Source organism: Staphylococcus sp. HMSC059F04 (assembly GCF_001812565.1).
GTDB lineage: Bacteria > Bacillota > Bacilli > Staphylococcales > Staphylococcaceae > Staphylococcus > Staphylococcus lugdunensis.
This window is the reverse complement of record NZ_KV809468.1, coordinates 253,655-276,547: the sequence shown is the minus strand read 5'-3', so window position 1 is coordinate 276,547 and position 22,893 is coordinate 253,655. Positions and strand designations below refer to the sequence as shown.

Annotated in this window: 19 protein-coding genes; 18 read left to right on the top strand and 1 reads right to left on the bottom strand. The window is 35.1% G+C overall.

Features of this window, described 5'->3' with window-relative positions; translation table 11 throughout:
- The first annotated feature begins 429 nt into the window (after positions 1-429).
- From HMPREF2864_RS06240 to clpP, 14 genes are all read left to right on the top strand, one after another.
- A complete protein-coding gene (locus tag HMPREF2864_RS06240) occupies positions 430-1,401 on the top strand; it encodes a COG3942 and LysM peptidoglycan-binding domain-containing protein (RefSeq protein ID WP_070544960.1) in 972 nt (323 codons plus the stop codon).
- 159 nt (positions 1,402-1,560) lie between these two features.
- Positions 1,561-2,202, top strand: coding sequence for a YfbR-like 5'-deoxynucleotidase (locus HMPREF2864_RS06235; protein ID WP_002479337.1), 642 nt, complete (start codon positions 1,561-1,563; stop codon positions 2,200-2,202).
- 5 nt (positions 2,203-2,207) lie between these two features.
- Positions 2,208-2,441 (top strand): CsbA family protein, encoded by a 234-nt coding sequence (locus HMPREF2864_RS06230; protein WP_002459710.1) that lies wholly within the window; start codon positions 2,208-2,210, stop codon positions 2,439-2,441.
- Between the two features lie 238 nt (positions 2,442-2,679).
- Positions 2,680-4,665, top strand: coding sequence for an excinuclease ABC subunit UvrB (gene uvrB, locus HMPREF2864_RS06225; protein WP_002459709.1), 1,986 nt, complete (start codon positions 2,680-2,682; stop codon positions 4,663-4,665).
- Positions 4,666-4,672: 7 nt separating this feature from the next.
- A complete protein-coding gene (uvrA, locus tag HMPREF2864_RS06220) occupies positions 4,673-7,507 on the top strand; it encodes an excinuclease ABC subunit UvrA (protein WP_070544959.1) in 2,835 nt (944 codons plus the stop codon).
- Between the two features lie 369 nt (positions 7,508-7,876).
- Complete coding sequence (gene hprK / locus HMPREF2864_RS06215) at positions 7,877-8,812, top strand: HPr(Ser) kinase/phosphatase (protein WP_002459707.1); 936 nt, start codon at positions 7,877-7,879, stop codon at positions 8,810-8,812.
- Between the two features lie 3 nt (positions 8,813-8,815).
- Positions 8,816-9,664 (top strand): prolipoprotein diacylglyceryl transferase, encoded by an 849-nt coding sequence (gene lgt / locus HMPREF2864_RS06210; RefSeq protein ID WP_070544958.1) that lies wholly within the window; start codon positions 8,816-8,818, stop codon positions 9,662-9,664.
- The gene (locus tag HMPREF2864_RS06205; protein WP_070544957.1) at positions 9,661-10,140 is read left to right on the top strand and encodes an acyltransferase; all 480 of its coding nucleotides are present in this window, start codon (positions 9,661-9,663) and stop codon (positions 10,138-10,140) included. Before lgt ends, HMPREF2864_RS06205 begins: the two co-directional genes overlap by 4 nt.
- A gap of 11 nt (positions 10,141-10,151) precedes the next feature.
- Positions 10,152-11,591, top strand: coding sequence for a tetratricopeptide repeat protein (locus HMPREF2864_RS06200; RefSeq protein ID WP_070544956.1), 1,440 nt, complete (start codon positions 10,152-10,154; stop codon positions 11,589-11,591).
- Positions 11,592-11,655: 64 nt separating this feature from the next.
- A complete protein-coding gene (trxB, locus tag HMPREF2864_RS06195) occupies positions 11,656-12,594 on the top strand; it encodes a thioredoxin-disulfide reductase (protein ID WP_002479331.1) in 939 nt (312 codons plus the stop codon).
- 155 nt (positions 12,595-12,749) lie between these two features.
- On the top strand, positions 12,750-13,661 hold the full coding sequence (gene rapZ / locus HMPREF2864_RS06190) for an RNase adapter RapZ (protein WP_002459702.1): 912 nt from the start codon (positions 12,750-12,752) through the stop codon (positions 13,659-13,661).
- A complete protein-coding gene (gene yvcK, locus HMPREF2864_RS06185; protein ID WP_002459701.1) occupies positions 13,658-14,665 on the top strand; it encodes a gluconeogenesis factor YvcK family protein in 1,008 nt (335 codons plus the stop codon). The genes rapZ and yvcK overlap by 4 nt, the downstream gene beginning before the upstream one ends.
- A 45-nt stretch (positions 14,666-14,710) precedes the next feature.
- Complete coding sequence (gene whiA, locus HMPREF2864_RS06180; RefSeq protein WP_002459700.1) at positions 14,711-15,655, top strand: DNA-binding protein WhiA; 945 nt, start codon at positions 14,711-14,713, stop codon at positions 15,653-15,655.
- A 358-nt stretch (positions 15,656-16,013) separates the two neighbouring features.
- Entirely contained in the window at positions 16,014-16,601 is a 588-nt protein-coding gene (gene clpP, locus HMPREF2864_RS06170) for an ATP-dependent Clp endopeptidase proteolytic subunit ClpP (protein WP_002459699.1), read from the top strand.
- A 301-nt stretch (positions 16,602-16,902) separates the two neighbouring features.
- Here clpP and HMPREF2864_RS06165 read toward each other — a convergent pair whose 3' ends face one another.
- A complete protein-coding gene (locus tag HMPREF2864_RS06165) occupies positions 16,903-17,802 on the bottom strand; it encodes a TIGR01777 family oxidoreductase (protein WP_070544955.1) in 900 nt (299 codons plus the stop codon).
- Between the two features lie 601 nt (positions 17,803-18,403).
- Here HMPREF2864_RS06165 and HMPREF2864_RS06160 point away from each other — a divergent pair.
- The 4 genes from HMPREF2864_RS06160 (at position 18,404) to pgk (ending at position 22,786) form a co-directional block, all read left to right on the top strand.
- A complete protein-coding gene (locus tag HMPREF2864_RS06160) occupies positions 18,404-19,033 on the top strand; it encodes a DUF4887 domain-containing protein (protein WP_070544954.1) in 630 nt (209 codons plus the stop codon).
- Between the two features lie 352 nt (positions 19,034-19,385).
- Positions 19,386-20,405 carry a sugar-binding transcriptional regulator gene (locus HMPREF2864_RS06155; protein WP_002459696.1) on the top strand — a complete coding sequence of 340 codons (1,020 nt, stop codon included), beginning with the start codon at positions 19,386-19,388 and terminating at the stop codon, positions 20,403-20,405.
- A 47-nt stretch (positions 20,406-20,452) separates the two neighbouring features.
- On the top strand, positions 20,453-21,463 hold the full coding sequence (gap, locus tag HMPREF2864_RS06150; RefSeq protein WP_002459695.1) for a type I glyceraldehyde-3-phosphate dehydrogenase: 1,011 nt from the start codon (positions 20,453-20,455) through the stop codon (positions 21,461-21,463).
- A 132-nt stretch (positions 21,464-21,595) separates the two neighbouring features.
- A complete protein-coding gene (gene pgk / locus HMPREF2864_RS06145; RefSeq protein ID WP_002459694.1) occupies positions 21,596-22,786 on the top strand; it encodes a phosphoglycerate kinase in 1,191 nt (396 codons plus the stop codon).
- The last annotated feature ends 107 nt before the right edge of the window (positions 22,787-22,893 follow it).

The window sequence follows — 22,893 nt, the reverse complement described above, 5'->3', positions numbered from 1 at the left end:
AGTTGACTGGATTGAAAATACGCTGATACCAAGTTTATTTCAATCCTAGTCAACCTTGCCAGAGCGGGACAGAATTCATTATGAATTCTGTCCCGCTCTCGTTTTAAATATAGGTAACGCAACATTATATTAAGATAGCGTAATGCTTTTTATTAGACACCTTGTATAGAAATAGTAAGGTTGGAACTTATTGTAAAAAATTTATTGCTTTTAGAATTGCTAAAACTCTAAGATTTGATTGTTTGTTTACGTATTACTAAACAAAATGGATGTAAAATGCAGTTATTTATATTACTTAACCCTAGTAAATGCATCAAAATATAGGGAAAATATAAACTTTATGTTACATAGTGATAACAATAGCCAATTCGCAACGACTTTATGCTAGTCTAAGATTAAATCAGACTACAAATGAAAAGGAATGACATCATGAAGAAAACAATAACAGCAACAGTTTCATCAGTAGCCGCATTTTTAGCTGTAAATGGTATTGCGGATGCTTCTCCGGCTAAACCAGTTAAAGCGCAAACAACGATTAATACTTTAGATACATTACATACAGAAGCTGTAACAGCAAATAATTATTCTGAAAATGATATCGTGGTAGTGAAATCAGGCGATTCATTAAATTCAATTGCTTCTGCTCATCATATTACAGTGACAGATATTTATAACTTTAACCCAGGAGTTACTGAATTAATTCATCCGGGGGACTTAATCGCAGTTTCTAGCAAAGGTGCTGCATTACTTGGTACTAATATTAATGGTGCAACTTATACCGAAGTATCTTCGTCAAATCAACCACAAGATATTGCGCATTTAGTTACATCGACAACATCATATGATAAACAACATGATTTAACTTTTGATGAGTTAACACATGCAAATGCAACAACAAGCTCACAATCACATGTGACTTCTGGCACTGCAGGATCTCAAAGCTATCATAATAATACGCAAGCATCATCATACAACGGCCAACAAACATCAGCGCCAGCACATCATAATGCAGTAACACATCATCGCTACCATTATGGTTCAACACCAGCGCCTAACAAATATAAATCTGTAGCTAATCAAGGCAACCTATATGCATATGGCAACTGCACATACTATGTCTTTAATCGTCGTAGTGAATTAGGACGTTCAATTGGCAGTACTTGGGGCAATGCAAATAACTGGGCTTATTCAGCAAAAAGAGCTGGATTTACCGTTAATAATACTCCAGCAGTAGGTGCGATTTTCCAAACAGGTGCAGGCTATTACGGACACGTTGGCGTAGTTGAACGTGTGAACAGCAATGGTTCTATTTATGTATCTGAAATGAATTATAATGGACATTTCAATAATGTCACACATCGTTCAATTTATAATGTGAGCAGTTATAAATATATTCATTAATAACAACAGCTTAATTAAGGTGAGGCTTTGAATGCAAATGCATTGAGGAAGTCTCACCTTTATTTATTTTTTATGATAGAGTTACTTTCTTTAACATAGTTGCTTGGTATAATAAAGCTAAGTATCATCAGCGATAAAATAATAGAAAGGATGACAAGTATGGCAATTCACCAGTATTTTAAAAGATTATCAGACTTAGAAAAGTTAATAAGATTGCCTGGTAAATTTAAATATTTTGAACATAATGTTGCTGCGCATTCTTTTAAAGTCACTAAAATAGCACAATATTTAGCAACCGTTGAGGCACATCATGGTAACGAAGTTGATTGGAAAAGTTTGTATGAAAAGGCACTTAATCATGATTTTGCTGAAGTGTTTACTGGTGATATAAAAACGCCAGTGAAGTATGCAAGTAGAGAACTTAAAATGTTATTTTCCCAAGTAGAAGAAGAAATGGTAAATACATTTGTCAATGAAGAGATTCCTGAACCTTATCAAGATATTTATCGCCAGAGATTACAAGAGGGAAAAGATGATTCTTTAGAAGGGCAAATACTAGCAGTAGCTGATAAAATAGACTTACTATATGAAACGTTTGGAGAAATTCAAAAACGTAATCCTGAACCCTTATTTTTCGAAATATATGAAAATAGCCTAGAAACAATAATTCAATTTGATCATTTAGTTTCGGTGCAAGACTTTATTGAGAATGTAATTCCAGAAATGTTAACCGAAAACTTTATTCCTAGAACAGAATTACGCGAGACAACGATGTCAATCTTAAAACAAAGAAATGGGTGAACATCATGATTTGGTATGTCTGTGCTGCGTTATTTCCATGTTTATTAGTCGTCTTGTTTAGTGTTGTAACAAGAAATAAATGGATTGGAACGCTGGTCGCATTGATTTTAATTGCAACGTCCATATATAAAGGTTTTTTTCACAATGAATGGATCATATTTTTAGATGTCGTTTCATTATTAGCTGGTTATGTTATCATTGATAATCTTAAATTACATCAATCACATGATAATGACTAACGAACGTCGAATATGATGTTTAAAATTAAAAATATGATAAACGCTAGCAGTTCAAACTGACCATGAAGAAGGACAAACATAGTAGCAACACTGTGTTTGTTTTTTGTTTAAAAGAATAAAAGATTTAACGGGATGTTTAGCGAACAAACGTTTGTATTTTTGTTGAATTATCTGTTAGAATAGAAAATAAATCGAGCAAAGTATATGATGAGACAAACGATAGGAGGCGTATCTTAATATGGTTGAGCACGTACCATTTAAACTAAAATCTGAATTTGAGCCACAAGGTGACCAACCTCAAGCAATTCAAAAGATTGTTAAGGGCATTAATGAAGGTAAGCGACATCAAACATTATTGGGAGCAACTGGTACAGGTAAGACATTTACAATGAGCAATGTAATTAAAGAGGTTGGCAAACCTACTTTGATTATCGCCCATAACAAAACCTTGGCAGGTCAACTCTATAGTGAATTCAAAGAGTTTTTCCCAGAAAATAGAGTCGAATATTTTGTTAGTTATTATGATTACTATCAACCAGAAGCCTATGTGCCTTCCACAGATACATTTATCGAAAAGGATGCTTCAATTAATGATGAAATCGACCAGTTACGCCATTCAGCTACAAGTGCTTTATTTGAACGCGATGATGTTATTATTATCGCAAGTGTGAGTTGCATTTACGGTTTAGGTAATCCTGAAGAATACAAGGATTTAGTTGTTAGTGTGCGTGTCGGTATGGAAATGGAGCGGACAGAACTTTTAAGAAAATTAGTCGATGTTCAGTATTCTAGAAATGATATAGATTTTCAACGCGGAACTTTTAGAGTACGTGGCGATGTCGTAGAAATTTTCCCAGCTTCAAGAGAAGAAATGTGCATCAGGGTGGAATTTTTTGGCGATGAAATTGATCGTATTAGAGAAGTAAATTATTTAACGGGTGAAGTGTTGAGAGAAAGAGAACACTTCGCTATTTTCCCAGCCTCTCACTTCGTCACTCGAGATGAGAAGATGCAATTAGCGATTCAACGAATTGAAAAGGAACTTGAAGAACGACTTAAGGAATTACGAGCTGAAAATAAATTATTAGAAGCACAACGTTTAGAGCAACGCACAAATTACGATTTGGAAATGATGCGAGAAATGGGCTTTTGTTCGGGGATTGAAAACTATTCAGTACACCTAACATTAAGACCTTTGGGATCAACTCCTTATACATTATTAGATTATTTTGGTGATGATTGGCTAGTTATGATAGATGAGTCACACGTAACTTTACCGCAAATAAGAGGCATGTATAACGGTGATAGAGCACGTAAACAAGTGCTTGTGGATCATGGATTTAGATTGCCGAGTGCACTAGATAACCGACCGTTAATGTTTGAAGAGTTTGAGGATAAGACAAAGCAGCTCGTATATGTATCAGCTACACCGGGACCTTATGAACTAGAACATACGGATGAAATGGTAGAACAAATTATTCGACCTACAGGCCTATTAGATCCTAAAATTGACGTCAGACCAACCGAAAATCAAATTGATGATTTATTAGGCGAAATACAAGAACGTGTTGAACGTAATGAACGCGTATTAGTGACAACATTAACGAAAAAAATGAGTGAAGATCTAACAACGTACATGAAAGAAGCGGGAATTAAAGTAAATTATCTTCATTCGGAAATTAAAACATTAGAACGTATTGAAATCATTAGGGATTTACGTATGGGTACGTATGATGTCATTGTTGGCATTAACTTATTGCGAGAGGGTATTGATATACCAGAAGTATCGTTAGTCGTCATTTTAGATGCGGATAAAGAAGGTTTCCTACGTTCAAATCGGTCATTAATTCAAACGATTGGACGTGCGGCGCGTAATGATCGAGGTGAAGTCATCATGTATGCAGATAAGATGACCGATTCTATGAAGTACGCCATAGACGAAACTCAACGTCGTCGTGAAATACAAACCGCACACAATGAAAAATATGGTATTACACCGCAAACGATTCATAAACGGATACACGATGTTATCAGTGCTACTGTTGAGAATGATGAAACAAATGCACAAGAGCAAACTACAGTTCCTAAGAAAATGACGAAAAAAGAACGACAAAAAACAATTGAAAATATCGAAAAAGAAATGAAAAAAGCAGCAAAAGAATTGGACTTCGAGAAAGCAACAGAGTTAAGAGATATGTTATTTGAACTAAAATCAGAAGGGTGACAGTTACATGAAAGGACCAAGTATAGTAGTTAAAGGGGCGCGTGCGCATAATTTAAAGGATATCGATATTGAGCTGCCTAAAAATAAATTAATCGTTATGACTGGATTGTCGGGATCTGGAAAATCTTCATTAGCCTTCGATACCATTTATGCTGAAGGGCAACGTCGCTATGTTGAGTCATTAAGTGCATATGCTCGGCAATTTTTAGGACAGATGGATAAGCCTGATGTTGATACGATTGAAGGTTTATCTCCTGCAATATCTATCGATCAAAAGACGACAAGTAAAAATCCACGTTCCACAGTGGCTACAGTAACGGAAATATATGATTATATTCGTTTACTCTATGCTAGGGTAGGTAAAGCCTATTGTCCCAATCATGGTATAGAGATTGAGTCCCAAACTGTTCAGCAAATGGTTGATCGTATATTAGAACTTGAAGAACGTACTAAAATTCAAATTTTGGCACCTGTGATTTCTCATAGAAAAGGGAGCCATGAAAAGTTAATAGAAAGCATTGGTAAGAAAGGATATGTACGCTTAAGAGTGGATGGTGATATCGTCGATGTTAATGAAGTCCCACCACTAGATAAGAATAAAAATCATACGCTTGAAGTGGTTGTTGATCGTTTAGTTGTGAAGCCAGGTATTGAAACACGATTAGCTGATTCAATTGAAACGGGTTTAGAATTAGCAGAAGGAAACATTACAGTCAATGTTATTGATGGTGAAGATCTTAAATTTTCTGAGAATCATGCATGTCCTATTTGTGGCTTTTCAATCGGTGAATTGGAACCAAGAATGTTTAGTTTCAATAGTCCATTTGGTGCTTGTCCTACATGTGACGGTCTAGGTCAAAGGTTGACGGTTGACTTAGATTTAGTTATTCCAGATAAGAATAAGACGTTAAATGAAGGAGCCATTGAACCATGGGAACCTACGAGTTCTGATTTTTACCCAACATTACTTGCCCGAGTATGTGAGGTATACAAAATCAATATGGATAAACCATTTAAAAAGTTAACGGATAGACAGCAAAATATTTTATTAAATGGTTCTGGAGACAAAGAAATTGAGTTTTCTTTTTCTAGTAGAAATGGTGGTACACGTCATAGAAAAATGACTTTTGAGGGTGTCTTACCTAATATTAGTCGACGTTTTCATGAATCACCTTCTGAATATACACGTGAAATGATGAGTAAATATATGACTGAATTGCCATGTGAAACATGCCATGGTAAACGACTAAGTCAAGAAGCGCTATCTGTTTATGTGGGTCAATACAATATCGGTGAAGTTGTCGAATATTCGATTGGTAAAGCTTTAGATTACTTTAAGAATTTAGTGCTGTCTGAACAAGATAGAGCAATTGCTAATCAAATTTTAAAAGAAATTATTGCACGATTATCATTTTTAAATAATGTTGGTCTAGAATATTTAACATTAAATCGAGCATCAGGTTCTCTGTCAGGTGGAGAAGCACAGCGTATTCGTTTAGCAACGCAAATAGGTTCACGATTAACAGGTGTATTGTATGTTCTTGATGAACCATCTATTGGTTTACATCAGCGCGACAATGATCGTTTAATTCATACATTGAAAGAAATGAGAGACCTTGGCAATACACTTATTGTTGTCGAACATGATGACGACACGATGCGCGCTGCGGATTATCTTGTTGATGTTGGTCCTGGTGCAGGAAATCATGGCGGAGAAATTGTTTCGAGTGGTACCCCAGACAAGGTTATGAAAGATAAGAAATCGCTTACTGGTCAATACTTAAGTGGTCAAAAACGCATTGACGTACCTGAACATCGAAGAGCGATTACTGAACGTAAATTAAGTATTAAAGGTGCTAGAAGCAACAATTTGAAAAATGTGGATGTAGACATTCCATTGTCAGTAATGAATGTTGTCACTGGTGTTTCAGGTTCCGGAAAAAGTTCATTAGTGAATGAAGTATTATACAAAGCGTTAGCTCAAGCGATAAACAATTCAAAAGTTAAGCCAGGTGACTATGACAAGATTACCGGTATGGAACAGTTAGATAAAATTATCGATATTGATCAATCGCCAATTGGTCGTACACCACGATCAAATCCTGCGACTTATACGGGTGTATTTGATGATATACGCAATGTCTTTGCACAAACGAATGAAGCTAAAATAAGAGGTTATCAAAAAGGACGCTTTAGCTTTAACGTTAAAGGCGGTCGTTGCGAAGCATGTAAAGGTGACGGCATTATCAAAATTGAAATGCATTTCTTACCGGATGTATACGTACCTTGTGAAGTCTGTGATGGACAACGCTACAATCGAGAAACGCTCGAAGTGACGTATAAAGGGAAGAATATTGCGCAAGTATTAGACATGACTGTTGAAGAAGCGACACATTTCTTTGAAAATATACCTAAAATTCATCGGAAATTGCAGACACTGGTTGATGTAGGTTTAGGTTATATTACACTTGGACAACAAGCTACAACGTTATCTGGTGGTGAAGCACAGCGTGTTAAACTTGCTTCAGAACTGCATAAACGATCAACGGGACGTTCGATTTATATATTAGATGAACCAACAACAGGATTGCATGTTGATGATATTCGACGTTTGCTTAAAGTTTTGAATCGATTAGTAGAAAACGGTGATACGGTAGTCATCATTGAACACAATTTAGATGTAATCAAGACAGCAGACCATATTATTGATTTAGGTCCTGAAGGTGGCGATGGTGGCGGTACAATTGTTGCCACAGGAACACCAGAGGAAATTTCAAATGTTGATGCATCCTATACAGGACAATATTTGAAAAATGTCTTAGCACGTGATAAAGCAGAATAACAATCGAACTAGTTTGATATGTATTTTTGACTATAAGGCTGAAGGTAGGCTTAAGAAAGACGTCAATAGTACAACGTATTGTATAGAAGCCAGTAAATGAGTTTTCTCATGAATTCATTTACTGGTTATTTTTCTAACAATCATCTTCAGCCATGTATTATATCCGATTAAAAGCTTTAGTTAAGTGTGACTTTGATTGATGTTATTTATTTTTGTTGCTGTGAAATATATCAGTGTAACGACAATAATATGATATTACGGTATCTTATTATAAATCTTCCATTTTGAATGAACTTTTATATAACTTGGTGTGATATTTTTGATATGATAAGAAGTGAACAATTTCAAGTTACGTTTTGAGGTGAACCCATGCTTACAACAAAAAAGTTAGTTGAGCTATTAAAGTTAGAATTGCTTGTTGGGGAAAAAGGACTAAATAAACAAATTAAGAATACGGATATTTCACGACCTGGGCTTGAGATGGCAGGTTATTTTTCGCACTATGCATCAGACCGAATTCAGTTATTAGGTACGACAGAATTATCATTTTATAATTTACTTCCAGATGACGAAAGACAAGGTCGTATGCGAAAATTATGTCGACCTGATACGCCTGCTATTATAGTGACAAGAGGTTTAGAGCCGCCTAAAGAATTGATTGAAGCTGCCACTGAAATGAATACACCATTAATTGTCTCTAGCGATGCGACTACAAGTTTAATGAGTAGACTTACAACTTTTTTAGAACATCAACTTGCGCGTTCTACATCGTTGCATGGCGTTTTAGTAGATGTTTATGGCGTAGGTGTATTGATCACCGGAGATTCAGGTATTGGGAAAAGTGAAACAGCACTTGAATTAGTCAAACGTGGACACCGTTTAGTAGCCGATGATAACGTTGAAATAAGAGAAATATCTAAAGACGAACTTATCGGTAAACCGCCAAAACTTATCGAACATTTACTTGAGATTCGTGGATTAGGTGTTATCAATGTGATGACTCTATTTGGTGCAGGTTCCATTTTGACAGAAAAGCAAATCCGACTAAATATTAATTTAGAAAATTGGAATAAAGAAAAACTCTACGATAGAGTAGGCTTACATGAAGAAAAATTACGCATACTAGATACTGAAATCACAAAGAAAACAATTCCAGTTCGACCAGGACGAAACGTGGCAGTTATTATTGAAGTTGCAGCCATGAATTATCGCTTAAATATCATGGGTATTAATACTGCCGAGGAATTTAACGAACGTTTGAACGCAGAAATTAGAAAAAATGGACATAATCATGAGGAGCACTAACGTATGAATTTAATGGTAAGTTATATAAATCCAGTAGCAATTGAATTAGGCCCTTTATCGATAAAATGGTATGGGATTATTATTGCTTGTGGCATTTTGCTGGGCTATTTTGTCGCCCAAAAGAGTTTAATCAATGTAGGATTACATAAAGACACACTTGTAGATATTATTTTTTACTGTGCATTATTTGGCTTTTTAGCAGCACGAATTTATTTCGTTATTTTTCAATGGCCGTATTATGCACAGAATCCAGCTGAGATACCTAAAATTTGGCACGGTGGTATAGCGATACACGGTGGGTTACTCGGTGGGTTTATCACTGGAATAATTATATGTAAGCTAAGAAACCTCCATCCATTTCAAATTGGTGATATTGTTGCGCCAAGTATTATCTTAGCGCAAGGTATTGGTCGTTGGGGTAACTTTATGAATCATGAAGCGCATGGTGGTCCTGTATCACGTGCATTTTTAGAACAACTACATCTTCCAGAGTTTATTATCAATAACATGTACATCGAAGGTACATATTATCATCCGACATTTTTATATGAATCCATTTGGGATGTTGCTGGTTTCGTCATACTCTTAACATTGCGTAAGCATTTACGAATTGGAGAAACATTCTTTAGTTACTTAATTTGGTATTCTATTGGTCGCTTTTTTGTTGAAGGCCTACGTACCGATAGCTTAATGTTGACAAGTCATATTCGTGTGGCACAACTTGTTTCAATCATTTTGATACTCGTCGGTTTAACTTTTATTGTCTACCGACGTTTAAAATATAAAGCGCCAGTTTATAAAGATGCAGGTCCACTTACCTGGCCATGTCAGACGGCGAAGGTTAAGCGATGAGACGATTACAAAAACGTAGTAGTACAGGCATTAATCCATTATGGCATATGTATCGTTTTATTCGTTTTCCAAAAGTGTTGAAGCAAACCGTTATTATAGAATTTTGTCGTTTTATTCCTAGCATGCTATTGAAGCGATATGTCTATCGACGCTTTTTAAATATGTCTATCGGTCAAGCTACTGCAATTGCTTATAAAGTAACACCAGATTTATTTTATCCAGAACTTATAAGCATTGGTGATAACTGTGTGATTGGGTATAATACTACAATATTAACTCATGAAATTCTTGTTGATGAATATCGACAAGGTCAAGTGATAATAGGAGACCATACGATGGTAGGTGCCAATGTGACGATTTTACCAGGCGTATATATTGGTAAGCATGCGATTATTGCTGCGGGTTCAATTGTATCGAAAGATATTCCAGATGGTTGTTTTGCTTGCGGTAATCCAATTCAAATACATAGGAAGTGAGGTGACCAACAGTGAATCAACAAGATGATAATGTCATACATGTGAAATTTAATAATCATTTTTATCTTAAAATGGCAGAGGAAAAATTTGAAAATGAAGATTGGGAACAGGCAGCTGAATATTACAGTCGAGTAATGGAACATGAGTCAGATAATATTGAAGTTATTACCAATTATACAACTGCATTAAAAGAGTTGGGACGATACAAAGAAGCAATTGCGATTAATTTTGATTTAGTTGCTAAAAATGAACATGTTCGCTCGGCATTTAACAATATTAGCAATGTTTATTTCAAATTGAAAGATCATTATAAGTGGTTTATTTTTGCCATGTCTAGTGCTGCTATGTCTAAGGACATGGATATAAGAGCTATCTTTGAAGATGTACATCAGGTAGAATACGATGATGAAGAAAAATTTTACACGGAAGTAATGCTAGTTTCATTCCAATACGTATTTCAATATTTACTGACACAACAACGCTTTGAAGATGCTAAAAATTATATTTCTCATTTAGAACACCCACTGCGCAAACAACACATTGTTCAAAATTCTCTTGTACTATGTCACATCTATTTACGAGAATATCAGCAAGCGAAAAGAATATGTGAGCGTTTGTTAAAAGAAGATTCCTCTGACGTATACGCATTATGTCATTATACATTGGTGCTATATATTACTAATAATAAAGAAAAGTTTAATAAATATATGAAAGTAATGAAAAAGATTAGACCAATGAACGATGACGAGAGATTTAAACTTGGTATCATTCTTAGTTATTTAAAGCAATATGAAGCGTCTCAAAAGTTATTACTACCACTTTATCGTAAAAGTAAATTTCCCTCACCTCAAATGTACAATGCTTTAAGCTTTAACCATTATTACCTAGGAAATGAAATCGAAAGTGAAGCCATGTGGAAAAAGCTCCAGCATTTGGCAAAAAACGAAGTCGGTCCACCTCCATGGACGCTTGAGGATAGTAAAGAAAAATTTAATCAGAAAGTACTGCCATTATTACTTCATGATAATAATCATTATAGACTATACGGTATCTTTTTACTTAATCAATTAAATGGTAAAGAAATATTTATGACAGAAGAAATATGGGCCATTTTAGAAGAAATGACAGATTATGAAAAATTATATTTAACGTATCTGATACAAGGACTGAAACTAACAAAATTAGATTTTATCCATCGTGGCTTAGTTGAATTATATAAAAATAAACAACTGCAACAAGATATGGAACTGTCTATTAGTTGGATTGATACCGCAGAAGCACTTATTGCAAGTAAAGTGGATTATAATGAAATGGAACGCTATTTAGCTGCACATGTATATCTCTATTATCGCCACACAGCATTAAAAATGACAAAACGAGAAATCTTTGATTGGCTAGGTGTCACAAAATATAAGTTAGATTCAGCAGTAAAATACTTGTTGAGCATATAAATTTTATCGGTAATGATTATGGTTTATAATGCGCATGGTAAAGATAAACGAGGAGGCATATAAAATGACTGAAGTAAATTATGACGTTGCTATTATCGGAGCTGGACCAGCCGGTATGACAGCAGCGGTTTATGCATCACGTGCGAACTTAAGTACAGTTATGATTGAACGTGGTATGCCAGGTGGCCAAATGGCAAATACAGAAGAAGTTGAAAACTTTCCAGGCTTTGAAATGATTACAGGCCCAGATCTTTCTACTAAAATGTTTGAACATGCAAAGAAATTCGGTGCTGAATATCAATACGGGGATATTAAATCTATTGAAGATCAAGGTGACTATAAAGTCATTCATCTTGGTAATAAAGAAGTGACAGCACGTGCAGTTATTATTGCTACAGGTGCAGAATATAAAAAAATAGGCGTGCCTGGTGAACAAGAATTAGGTGGCCGTGGAGTAAGTTATTGTGCTGTATGTGATGGTGCCTTCTTTAAAAATAAAAATCTATTTGTTATTGGCGGCGGTGATTCAGCAGTTGAGGAAGGAACCTTCTTAACGAAATTTGCAGACAAAGTAACGATTGTACATCGACGAGACGAACTGCGTGCACAAAAAATCTTGCAAGATCGTGCATTTAAAAATGATAAAGTCAACTTTATTTGGAGTCACACGTTGAAATCAATTAACGATAAAGATGGAAAAGTTGGTTCAGTGACACTCGTATCAACTAAAGATGGTTCAGAACAAACATTAGATGCAGATGGTGTGTTTATCTATATAGGTATGAAACCATTAACTGCACCATTCCTTGATTTAGGTATTACTAATGAAACTGGCTATATTGTAACTAAGGACGACATGAGTACAGCGGTTCCTGGCATCTATGCTGCTGGAGATGTGCGCGATAAAGGTTTACGCCAAATTGTTACGGCAACAGGTGATGGTAGTATCGCCGCACAAAGTGCCATTGATTATATTGAAGAATTGAAAGACAAAGAAGCTTAAATTTAAGCATGTGCACAGTATGATATAAAGCCAGTACTATTTAGATTAAAATGGTACTGGCTTTTATTTACATACTTACATTTGTTTAAGCTATACGTTATGATTAAAGCATATAAAAATAAGTTGGAATAAAAAGTTATGGTGGTGATTCTGATATGACTCAATCAGAAAGGGAAATAAGTAAAAGTGAATTACTCGTTGTAACTGGTCTATCTGGGGCCGGTAAATCACTCGTTATTCAAAGCTTGGAGGATATTGGCTTTTTTTGTGTGGACAATTTGCCGCCAATATTATTGCCAAAATTTGTAGAGCTTATGGAACAAGGCAACCCTTCATTGCATAAAGTAGCCATAGCTATTGATTTACGTGGGAAAGAACTATTCACCTCACTCGTACAAGAAATTGATAACATAAAAAGTCGCAATGACGTTATTGTTGATGTTATGTTTTTAGAAGCGAGTACAGAAAAGCTTATTTCACGCTATAAAGAATCAAGACGTGCCCATCCGTTGAATGTAAAAGGAGAAGTATCGTTAATTGATGCGATTGAAGAAGAACGCCAACTGCTTTCAAGAATACGCACAATTGCTAATTATATAGTAGACACAACAACGATGAAACCGAAAGAATTAAGAACACGTGTTAATAAGTATTTTAAAGATGAAACATTTAAATCATTTAGTATCAATGTTACTAGCTTTGGATTTAAACATGGCATTCAAAAAGACGCCGACTTAGTATTTGATGTACGTTTTTTGCCAAATCCGTACTATGTTGAAGACTTAAGACCGATGACTGGTGAAGATGAACCTGTATATAATTATGTTATGAAATGGAAAGAAACTGAAATTTTCTTTGATAAACTAATGGATTTATTAAAATTTATGATTCCAGGTTATAAAAAAGAGGGTAAATCTCAATTAGTGATTGCAATCGGGTGTACAGGCGGTCAACATCGTTCTGTAGCACTTGCGCGACGCATCGGAGAAAAGCTCGATGAAATTTTTGACTATAATGTATATGTTCATCATAGAGATGCGCATATTGAAAGTGGCGTGAATAAATGAAAAAGCTAAAAATTGTGCTTATCGGTGGTGGCACAGGACTATCCGTATTAGCAAGAGGACTTAGAAACTATCCAATAGATATTACTGCAATTGTGACGGTGGCAGATGATGGTGGTAGTACAGGCGTAATACGTAATGAAATGGATATTCCGGCACCAGGAGATATTCGCAATGTCATCGCAGCATTAAGTGACGCTGAACCTATCATACAAGATTTATTTCAATATCGCTTTGAAGCTAATCAAATTGGCGGCCATTCGTTAGGCAATTTATTATTGGCAGCACTGACAAATATAGAAAATGATTTTGGTCACGCAGTAAAAGAACTGAGTAAAATATTAAACATCAAAGGTAAAGTTATCCCATCAACTAATACGAGCGTTAAATTAAATGCCGTTTTTAAAGATGGAGAAATTGTTTCTGGTGAGTCCAGCATACCAAAACGCAATAAACAAATTGAACGGGTCTATTTAGAGCCAAGCGATGTAAAACCAATGGATGAAGCAGTACAAGCCATAAAAGAGGCCGATTTAATCGTTCTAGGACCAGGTTCACTCTATACAAGCGTCATATCAAATTTATGTGTCAACGGCATCCAGAAAGCACTATTTGATACCGACGCACCAAAGTTATATGTAGCAAATGTAATGACGCAACCAGGTGAAACCAATGGTTATGATGTGTTAGACCATATTAATGCGATACATAAGCATGCAGGTAAAGATTTTATCAAATATGTGATATGTAACACGCAATTATATGATGAAGCAGTGCTAGCACATTATAAGAAACAGAATGCTGAACCTGTAGCAGCCCATTATGACATGTTAACAGCTAAAGGATTAAAGGTAATTACAGCTTCCAACTTAATCGAAGTGTCTAAAGATTATCGGGTAAGGCACAACAACGAAGTGTTAGCCAAATTAATATATGATATAGCACTAGATTTAACAAGTACAATACCGTTTAAACCAACACGGCATCAATCAAAATCTAACGATTAGACTGTTATTAGTTGACAATGACGCGATTAGAAAGGTGAAGGTAACATGAGTTTTGCTTCTGAAATGAAAAATGAATTAACACGAATTGAAGTTGACGATTTAAATGCGAAAGCAGAACTTAGTGCATTGATTCGAATGAACGGTGCGCTTAGTCTTTCTAATCAGCAATTCGTTATTAATGTGCAAACTGAAAATGCAGCAACAGCACGTCGTATTTATTCATTAATTAAACGTGTGTTTGATGTTGAGGTAGAAATCTTAGTACGTAAAAAGATGAAATTAAAGAAAAATAATATATATATTTGTCGGACAAAAGTGCAAGCAAAAGAAATATTAGATGCTCTTGGAATATTGAAAAATGGGATCTTTACCTATGATATTGATAAAGAAATTATTCAAGATGATGAAATGAGACGTAGTTATTTACGCGGCGCATTCTTAGCGGGGGGATCGGTAAATAATCCCGAGACCTCTTCATACCATTTAGAAATATTTTCACAGTATGAAGATCATTCAGAAGGCTTAGTAAAATTAATGAACCACTATGAGCTAAATGCGAAACATTTAGAACGTAAAAAGGGAAGTATTGCTTATCTGAAGGAAGCAGAAAAAATATCGGATTTCTTAAGTCTAATTGGTGGTTACCAGGCTTTATTAAAATTTGAAGATGTACGAATCGTGCGCGACATGAGAAATTCAGTAAATCGTTTGGTAAATTGTGAAACGGCGAATTTAAATAAGACTGTAAGTGCTGCAATGAAGCAAGTTGAAAGCATTCGGCTTATCGACAAAGAGATTGGATTAGATAATTTACCAGACCGTTTACGTGAAATAGCTAAGCTACGTGTTGAGCATCAAGAGATTTCATTAAAAGAATTAGGTGAAATGTTATCGACAGGAGCCATTTCTAAATCTGGTGTTAACCATCGATTACGCAAATTAAATGAATTAGCAGATAAAATCAGAAGCGGAGAAAAAATCGATTTATAATAGTTTCATACAGTATTTAATCATGATTTATATAACACATAGAAAACACCCGAATGGTTTGAGATTGATTAAACCATTCGGGTGTTTTAATATGTAGCCCCCTCGAGAGGAATCGAACCTCTATTGTAAGAACCGGAATCTTAAGTGTTATCCATTACACTACGAGGGGTAAATAAAATATAATCAAAACGCTGTACTCATTGCGTGTTTAACAGTACAATCTAGTTTAGTGAGCGAATCTAGTTTACAAAATGTAGAACCAAACGTCAATAAGATAAAATAATAAAGCGTCTTTTTTGACCATTTTTGACTTTTAAGGTAAACTAACATTACTAGTTATTATAAGGAGGCAATATGAATGAATTTAATTCCTACAGTAATTGAAACAACAAACCGTGGAGAACGTGCCTATGACATCTATTCACGTTTATTAAAAGACCGTATTATCATGTTAGGATCAGCAATTGATGATAACGTTGCGAATTCAATTGTATCACAATTATTGTTTTTACAAGCACAAGATTCTGAAAAAGATATTTATTTATATATCAATTCACCAGGTGGAAGTGTAACAGCTGGTTTTGCAATTTATGATACAATTCAACATATCAAACCAGACGTACAAACGATTTGTATTGGTATGGCAGCATCAATGGGGTCATTCTTATTAGCTGCTGGCGCTAAAGGTAAACGTTTTGCATTACCAAATGCTGAAGTAATGATTCACCAACCACTAGGCGGTGCTCAAGGTCAAGCAACTGAAATTGAAATCGCAGCAAACCATATTTTAAAAACACGTGAAAAATTAAATCGTATTTTAGCTGAACGTACTGGTCAATCTATTGAACAAATTCAAAAAGATACAGATCGTGATAATTTCTTAACTGCTGAAGAAGCGAAAGCGTATGGCTTAATTGATGAAGTCATGGAACCAGAAGACAAATAATATATACAAATTCAACAGAGCAAAAATTGCTTGAGACATCAATGTCTCAGACAAGTTGAAGAAGGCGATTTCTATTAAAATTTAGTAGAAATCGCCTTCTCCATTATTATATTAAGTAACAATAAGACCACACAAAAGAACCAACATGACGGAGTATTGAATATAGAAGAAGCACAAAGATGATTTGTGTCAAACCATCTTTGTGCTAATATTTTATGATTTATGTCCCAGCTTGTTCAGCCTATATTGACATTAGGTGACTGAATTGAAAATGAATTTTGTTCTGCTTCCTTTTAAATATTTATTGAACTAAATCATCTAATGCTGATTTTAAATGAGGATAGCTAAATTGGAAACCTAGCGCTTCGAGTTTATTTGGTAACACCTTTTGTGTATCTAATGCAACGGTTGACATTTCACCAAGTACAGTACGTAACACGAATGCTGGCACCCATGTTTCGTGTGGTCGATGCATGGCGCGTCCTAAAGTATAGCCAAATAAATTTTGACGTTCGGCGATAGGTGCTGCAAAATTAAATGGGCCTGCTGCATCTGGTTCATCAATAGTGAAAAGAATAGCACGTACTAGGTCATCAATATGAATCCATGAATACCATTGGAATCCAGAGCCTAATTTTCCACCAACGAAAAATTTATAAGGTAATTCCATCGTTTGTAGTGCACCACCATCATCAGATAAAATCATGCTGAATCTTCCTAAAATCACACGCGTTCCGAATTGTTCAAATTTCTTGGCAAAACGTTCCCATTGATATACAACATCAGATAGAAAATCAAAAGGTGACGTTTGATATAACTCAGTATAAGAACGATTGATATCAGGTGGATAATAACCCATTGCACTTGCATTAAATAACACTTCAGGTTTATCTGAGCGCTGTTCAAATAATGACACTAATGCTTGAGTAGATTGGATACGACTAGTCATAATGAGTTGTTTATAGCTATCAGTCCAGCGTTTATTTAAGGTAGCGCCTGCTAAATTTATAACAACATCAATATGACCAATTTCTTGCTCCCACCCGTCTTTAGACCAGTTAACATAGGTAATATGATTATTTTGACTGACTTTATCGCTACGCGTGAGAATGGTGATTTGTGCTGATTCACGTTGTAAAATACGATCCACAAGATGGTGTCCTACCATGCCGGTACCACCAGTGATTAAATAATGTTTCATGCAAGTCACCTCTATAATTTTTTTCTTTTAATAACTATTATTAATAGTTATTATAATTGTTCAAACTTTATACAATAGTTAGTCATTAATATGTCATTTACTTTCTTTATAAATGGTTTTAAATCATTTTGAATAAGTTATAATAAAAGCGTACCTTCGATAATTAATTAGACATCTCTTAATTAGTATGAGTATACCCCATATTATACCCTCGAAGGTAAATTTTGACTCCCTTTAGTAGTGACCCATGCGATAAGCGTATGGGTCTATTTTACTATATAATTGTAAAACCACTAACAACAACAGATATGCTAACAATACCTATTAATATTATTCTTTATCATCCCACGCATAATATCAACTTTTATGTTTCAAAGTTACAATATGATAGCTGATTTTTTCAATTATTTAACTAAAATTAGAGGGATGTAAGGAAATCTTAATAATTAAATTAATGTTCCCAAGAACTGAAAATGTTATCATATAAATGATAATAAAAAAGTGAGTTGTGTATGAATATCTTTTAATGACATATTGATGTAAAATGTACCATCATAATAGTAAATTATTATACTCAAATATAGAGAAGTGAGGGAGCCTATTGTCTAAGGAAAATAAACAGTTCAATGATTATGAAGATTCAGATAAGAAACGTATGGGCACAGGCGCAAAAGTGATAAGTATCATAACAGTATTATTGCTTTTAGGTGGATTAGTTTTTGCAGTCTTTTCATTTGTAGACCATTCTAATCGCGCCAATGAAAGACTTAACAAGCAGTCAACTGAGGAAAAGAAAGAAGATTCAAAGAAAAAAGACAATAAAACGAATGAGCAAAAGAAAAAGCAACCGACGCAAGAAACACAACAAACGCAGCAACAAATTCCACAAACGCAACAAACACCTCAGACAACGCAACAACCACCAGCGACACAACAAAAGCCAAGAAAACCTTCCACTGAGGAACGGAATACACAAGAGAAAAATACTAAAGAGCCGTCTACCGAAGAAAATAATCAGCCTGACAAAACTAAAGAACCAGCTACACAAGAAAAGTCTAAAGAAAGCAATTCGCGAAACGACAATAAGACGCCAACGAGAGAATCTTCAGGTCAACAACGCTCAAATAAACCATCAGCACAGCAACCTTCTTCAAATCAAAATGGACAACAAAATAAACAGCGTAACAGTCACCAATCGAACATATCACAATCAACATCTAAAGCGCAATAAAGATAAAATCAGCAAGCTAGTCATATAAGCGACTAGTTTGCTGATTTTTTATCTATGAAGCATTTTAGGCACAAAATTTATAGCTTACATCTCGTACGTAGACGATTATCATTGGTGTATCAGGGTAAGAAAATACAAGTATTAAAAGGAAAGTCGTTTAATAGTCAGACTATTGATAATTTTTTGCAATTAAATTTAAAAAAGTCGGTCAAATGTCTTGCATTTTTAAACATCACATAGTACTATTGCAGTGTAGAAAGGTTAGATTTTGTCCCGCGTGGGACTATAAACGTCAAACCTAGTTATAATTTCTACTCATTACCTTTTTTATAAAAAGAGGAGGAAGGTAGTAGTGAAAGACTTGATGAAAGTTCAACAAAAGCTCATACCTGACCTTGTTGATAAAATGTATCGTCGGTTTTCTATCTTAACTACTATCTCTAAAAACCAACCTGTAGGTCGACGTAGTTTAAGTGAATACATGGACATGACAGAACGTGTATTGAGAGCTGAAACGGATATGTTAAAAAAGCAAGAACTGATACGAGTTAAGACAACAGGTATGGAAATTACTGAAGAAGGTAAAATGGTTGTTGAATATCTCAATGATTATTTTAATGTTTATTCAGATGATCATCAGATGGCACAGCAAATTAGAGAGATTTATAATTTGAAAGAAGTTCATGTTATACCGGGTAATTCTGACACTACCGAAACGGTAAAAGCAGAAATGGGTAGACAAGCTGGACAGTTACTTGAAGGTATACTTTATGAAGATGCAATTGTATCTGTTACTGGCGGATCCACAATGGCTCGTGTCAGTGAAGCGATGCATTTACTACCTTTCAATGTCTTCTTCGTTCCAGCGCGTGGGGGCCTAGGAGAAAATATGGTCTATCAAGCAAACACCATTTCAGCAAGCATGGCACAACAAACAGGTGGTTATTACACTTCATTGTATGTGCCAGATAATGTGAGCGAAACAACTTATAATACGTTGATGATGGAACCGTCTGTCATTCATACATTAGACAAAATTAAGCAAGCAAATATTACAATACACGGTATCGGTGATGCGCTGAAAATGGCGCATAGACGTCATTCCTCTAAAGAGGTTGTTGAAAAACTTCAACATCACCATGCCGTAGCCGAGGCATTTGGTTATTATTTTGATGCTTATGGTCAAGTAGTGCATAAAGTTAAAACAATTGGACTACAACTCGAAGACCTAGAATCAAAGGAATTTATATTTGCAGTAGCTGGTGGCAAATCGAAAGGGCAAGCTATTAAAGCTTATCTCAGTATTGCGCCAGACAACACAGTCCTTATCACAGATGAGGAAGCGGCAAAGGTAATATTAAATAAGGAATAAAAAGTTATTTGACTTTTTAAATATCATTTTAAAGGAGGCCATTATTTATGGCAGTTAAAGTAGCAATCAATGGATTTGGTAGAATCGGTCGTTTAGCATTTAGAAGAATTCAAGACGTAGAAGGCATCGAGGTAGTAGCAGTAAACGACTTAACAGATGATGATATGTTAGCGCATTTATTAAAATATGACACTATGCAAGGTCGCTTCACTAGCGAAGTTGAAGTTGTTGATGGTGGTTTCCGTGTAAATGGTAAAGAAGTTAAATCATTTGAAGAACCAGACGCAAGCAAATTACCATGGGGTGACCTAGGTGTTGACGTGGTATTAGAATGTACTGGATTCTATACAGATAAAGAAAAAGCTGAAGCACACATTCATGCAGGTGCTAAAAAAGTATTAATTTCTGCGCCAGCTAAAGGTGACGTTAAAACTATCGTTTACAACACTAACCATAGTGACTTAGACGGTTCAGAAACAGTTGTATCAGGTGCTTCATGTACAACTAACTCTTTAGCACCAGTAGCTAAAGTAATCAGCGATGAATTTGGTTTAGTAGAAGGTTTAATGACAACTATTCATGCATACACTGGTGACCAAATGACTCAAGATGGTCCACACAGAAAAGGTGACAAACGTCGTGCTCGTGCAGCTGCACAAAACATCGTACCTAACTCAACTGGTGCTGCTAAAGCAATCGGTAAAGTTATTCCTGAAATCGATGGTAAATTAGACGGTGGTGCGCAACGTGTACCTGTAGCTACAGGTTCATTAACTGAATTAACTGTAGTATTAGAAAAACAAGATGTAACAGTAGAACAAGTAAACGAAGCGATGAAAAAAGCTTCTAACGAATCATTCGGTTACAATGAAGATGAAATTGTTTCTTCTGACGTAGTTGGTATGACTTACGGTTCATTATTTGATGCAACACAAACTCGTGTAATGTCAGTTGGTGGCCGTCAATTAGTTAAAGTTGCAGCTTGGTATGACAATGAAATGTCTTACACTGCACAATTAGTACGTACTTTAGAATATTTAGCTCAATTATCTAAATAATTTGTAGCATAGTTATTTGACGAGTGCTCTGTACTGATAAATAATAAAGATAAGCTTATGAGTAAGCGGGGAGCACAAACGCTTCTCCGCTTATTTTTATATGAGTGTTCCTAGTAAAAGGAGGAAATTATAATGGCAAAGAAAATTGTTTCTGATTTAGATTTAAAAGGTAAAACAGTTCTAGAACGCGCAGACTTTAACGTTCCACTTAAAGATGGAAAAATTACAAACGACAACCGAATTGTTCAAGCTTTACCGACAATTAAATACATCATTGAGCAAGGTGGCAAATTAGTTTTATTCTCTCATTTAGGAAAAGTAAAACAAGAGAGTGATAAAGCTGGATTAACATTAAAACCCGTTGCTGAAGCTTTATCAGAAAAATTGGGGCAAGAAGTTATATTTGTACCTGAAACTCGCGGTGAAAAATTAGAATCAGCTATTAAAAATTTAAAAGAAGGCGACGTATTATTAGTAGAAAATACGCGTTTTGAAGACTTAGATGGCAAAAAAGAATCTAAGAACGATCCTGAATTAGGTAAATATTGGGCTTCATTAGGAGATGTATTCGTAAATGATGCATTCGGTACAGCACACCGTGAGCATGCTTCAAATGTAGGAATTTCTACTCACTTAGAAACAGCAGCAGGTTATTTAATGGAAAAAGAAATTAAATTCATTGGTGGCGTTGTAAATGACCCTCATAAACCTGTTGTAGCCATTCTTGGTGGTGCTAAAGTTTCAGATAAAATCGGTGTTATTAAAAACTTAGTCAACATTGCTGATAAAATTCTTATCGGTGGTGGTATGGCATATACATTTATTAAAGCGCAAGGTCACGAAATAGGAAAATCATTATTAGAAGAAGATAAAATTGATTTCGCCAAAGAATTATTGGCGTCTAATGGAGATCAAATTATTTTACCAGTTGATGCAAAGGTAGCTGCAGAATTCTCTAATGATGCAGCAATTACTGAAGTAGCTATTGATCAAATTCCAGCTGACCAGGAAGCATTAGATGTTGGACCAAAAACGGTTGAATTGTTCAACAAAGAATTACAAGGTGCACATACAGTAGTTTGGAATGGACCAATGGGTGTCTTCGAATTCAGTAATTTTGCTCAAGGTACCATTGGCGTTTGTAAATCAATTGCAGCATTAGACGATGCCATTACAATTATTGGTGGTGGAGATTCAGCTGCAGCTGCAATTTCATTAGGATTTGCTGATGACTTTACACATATCTCTACTGGTGGCGGTGCTTCATTAGAATATCTTGAAGGTAAAGAACTACCAGGTATCAAAGCAATTAATAATAAATAAAATTGTCGTCAGAAATTGATTTATTGGCTAACATATAAAGTGCGGTGGCTTATTCCATGTACTGAGTTATTAGTTTAAGTCATGCGCCTTTAACCTTTAGAATTTAA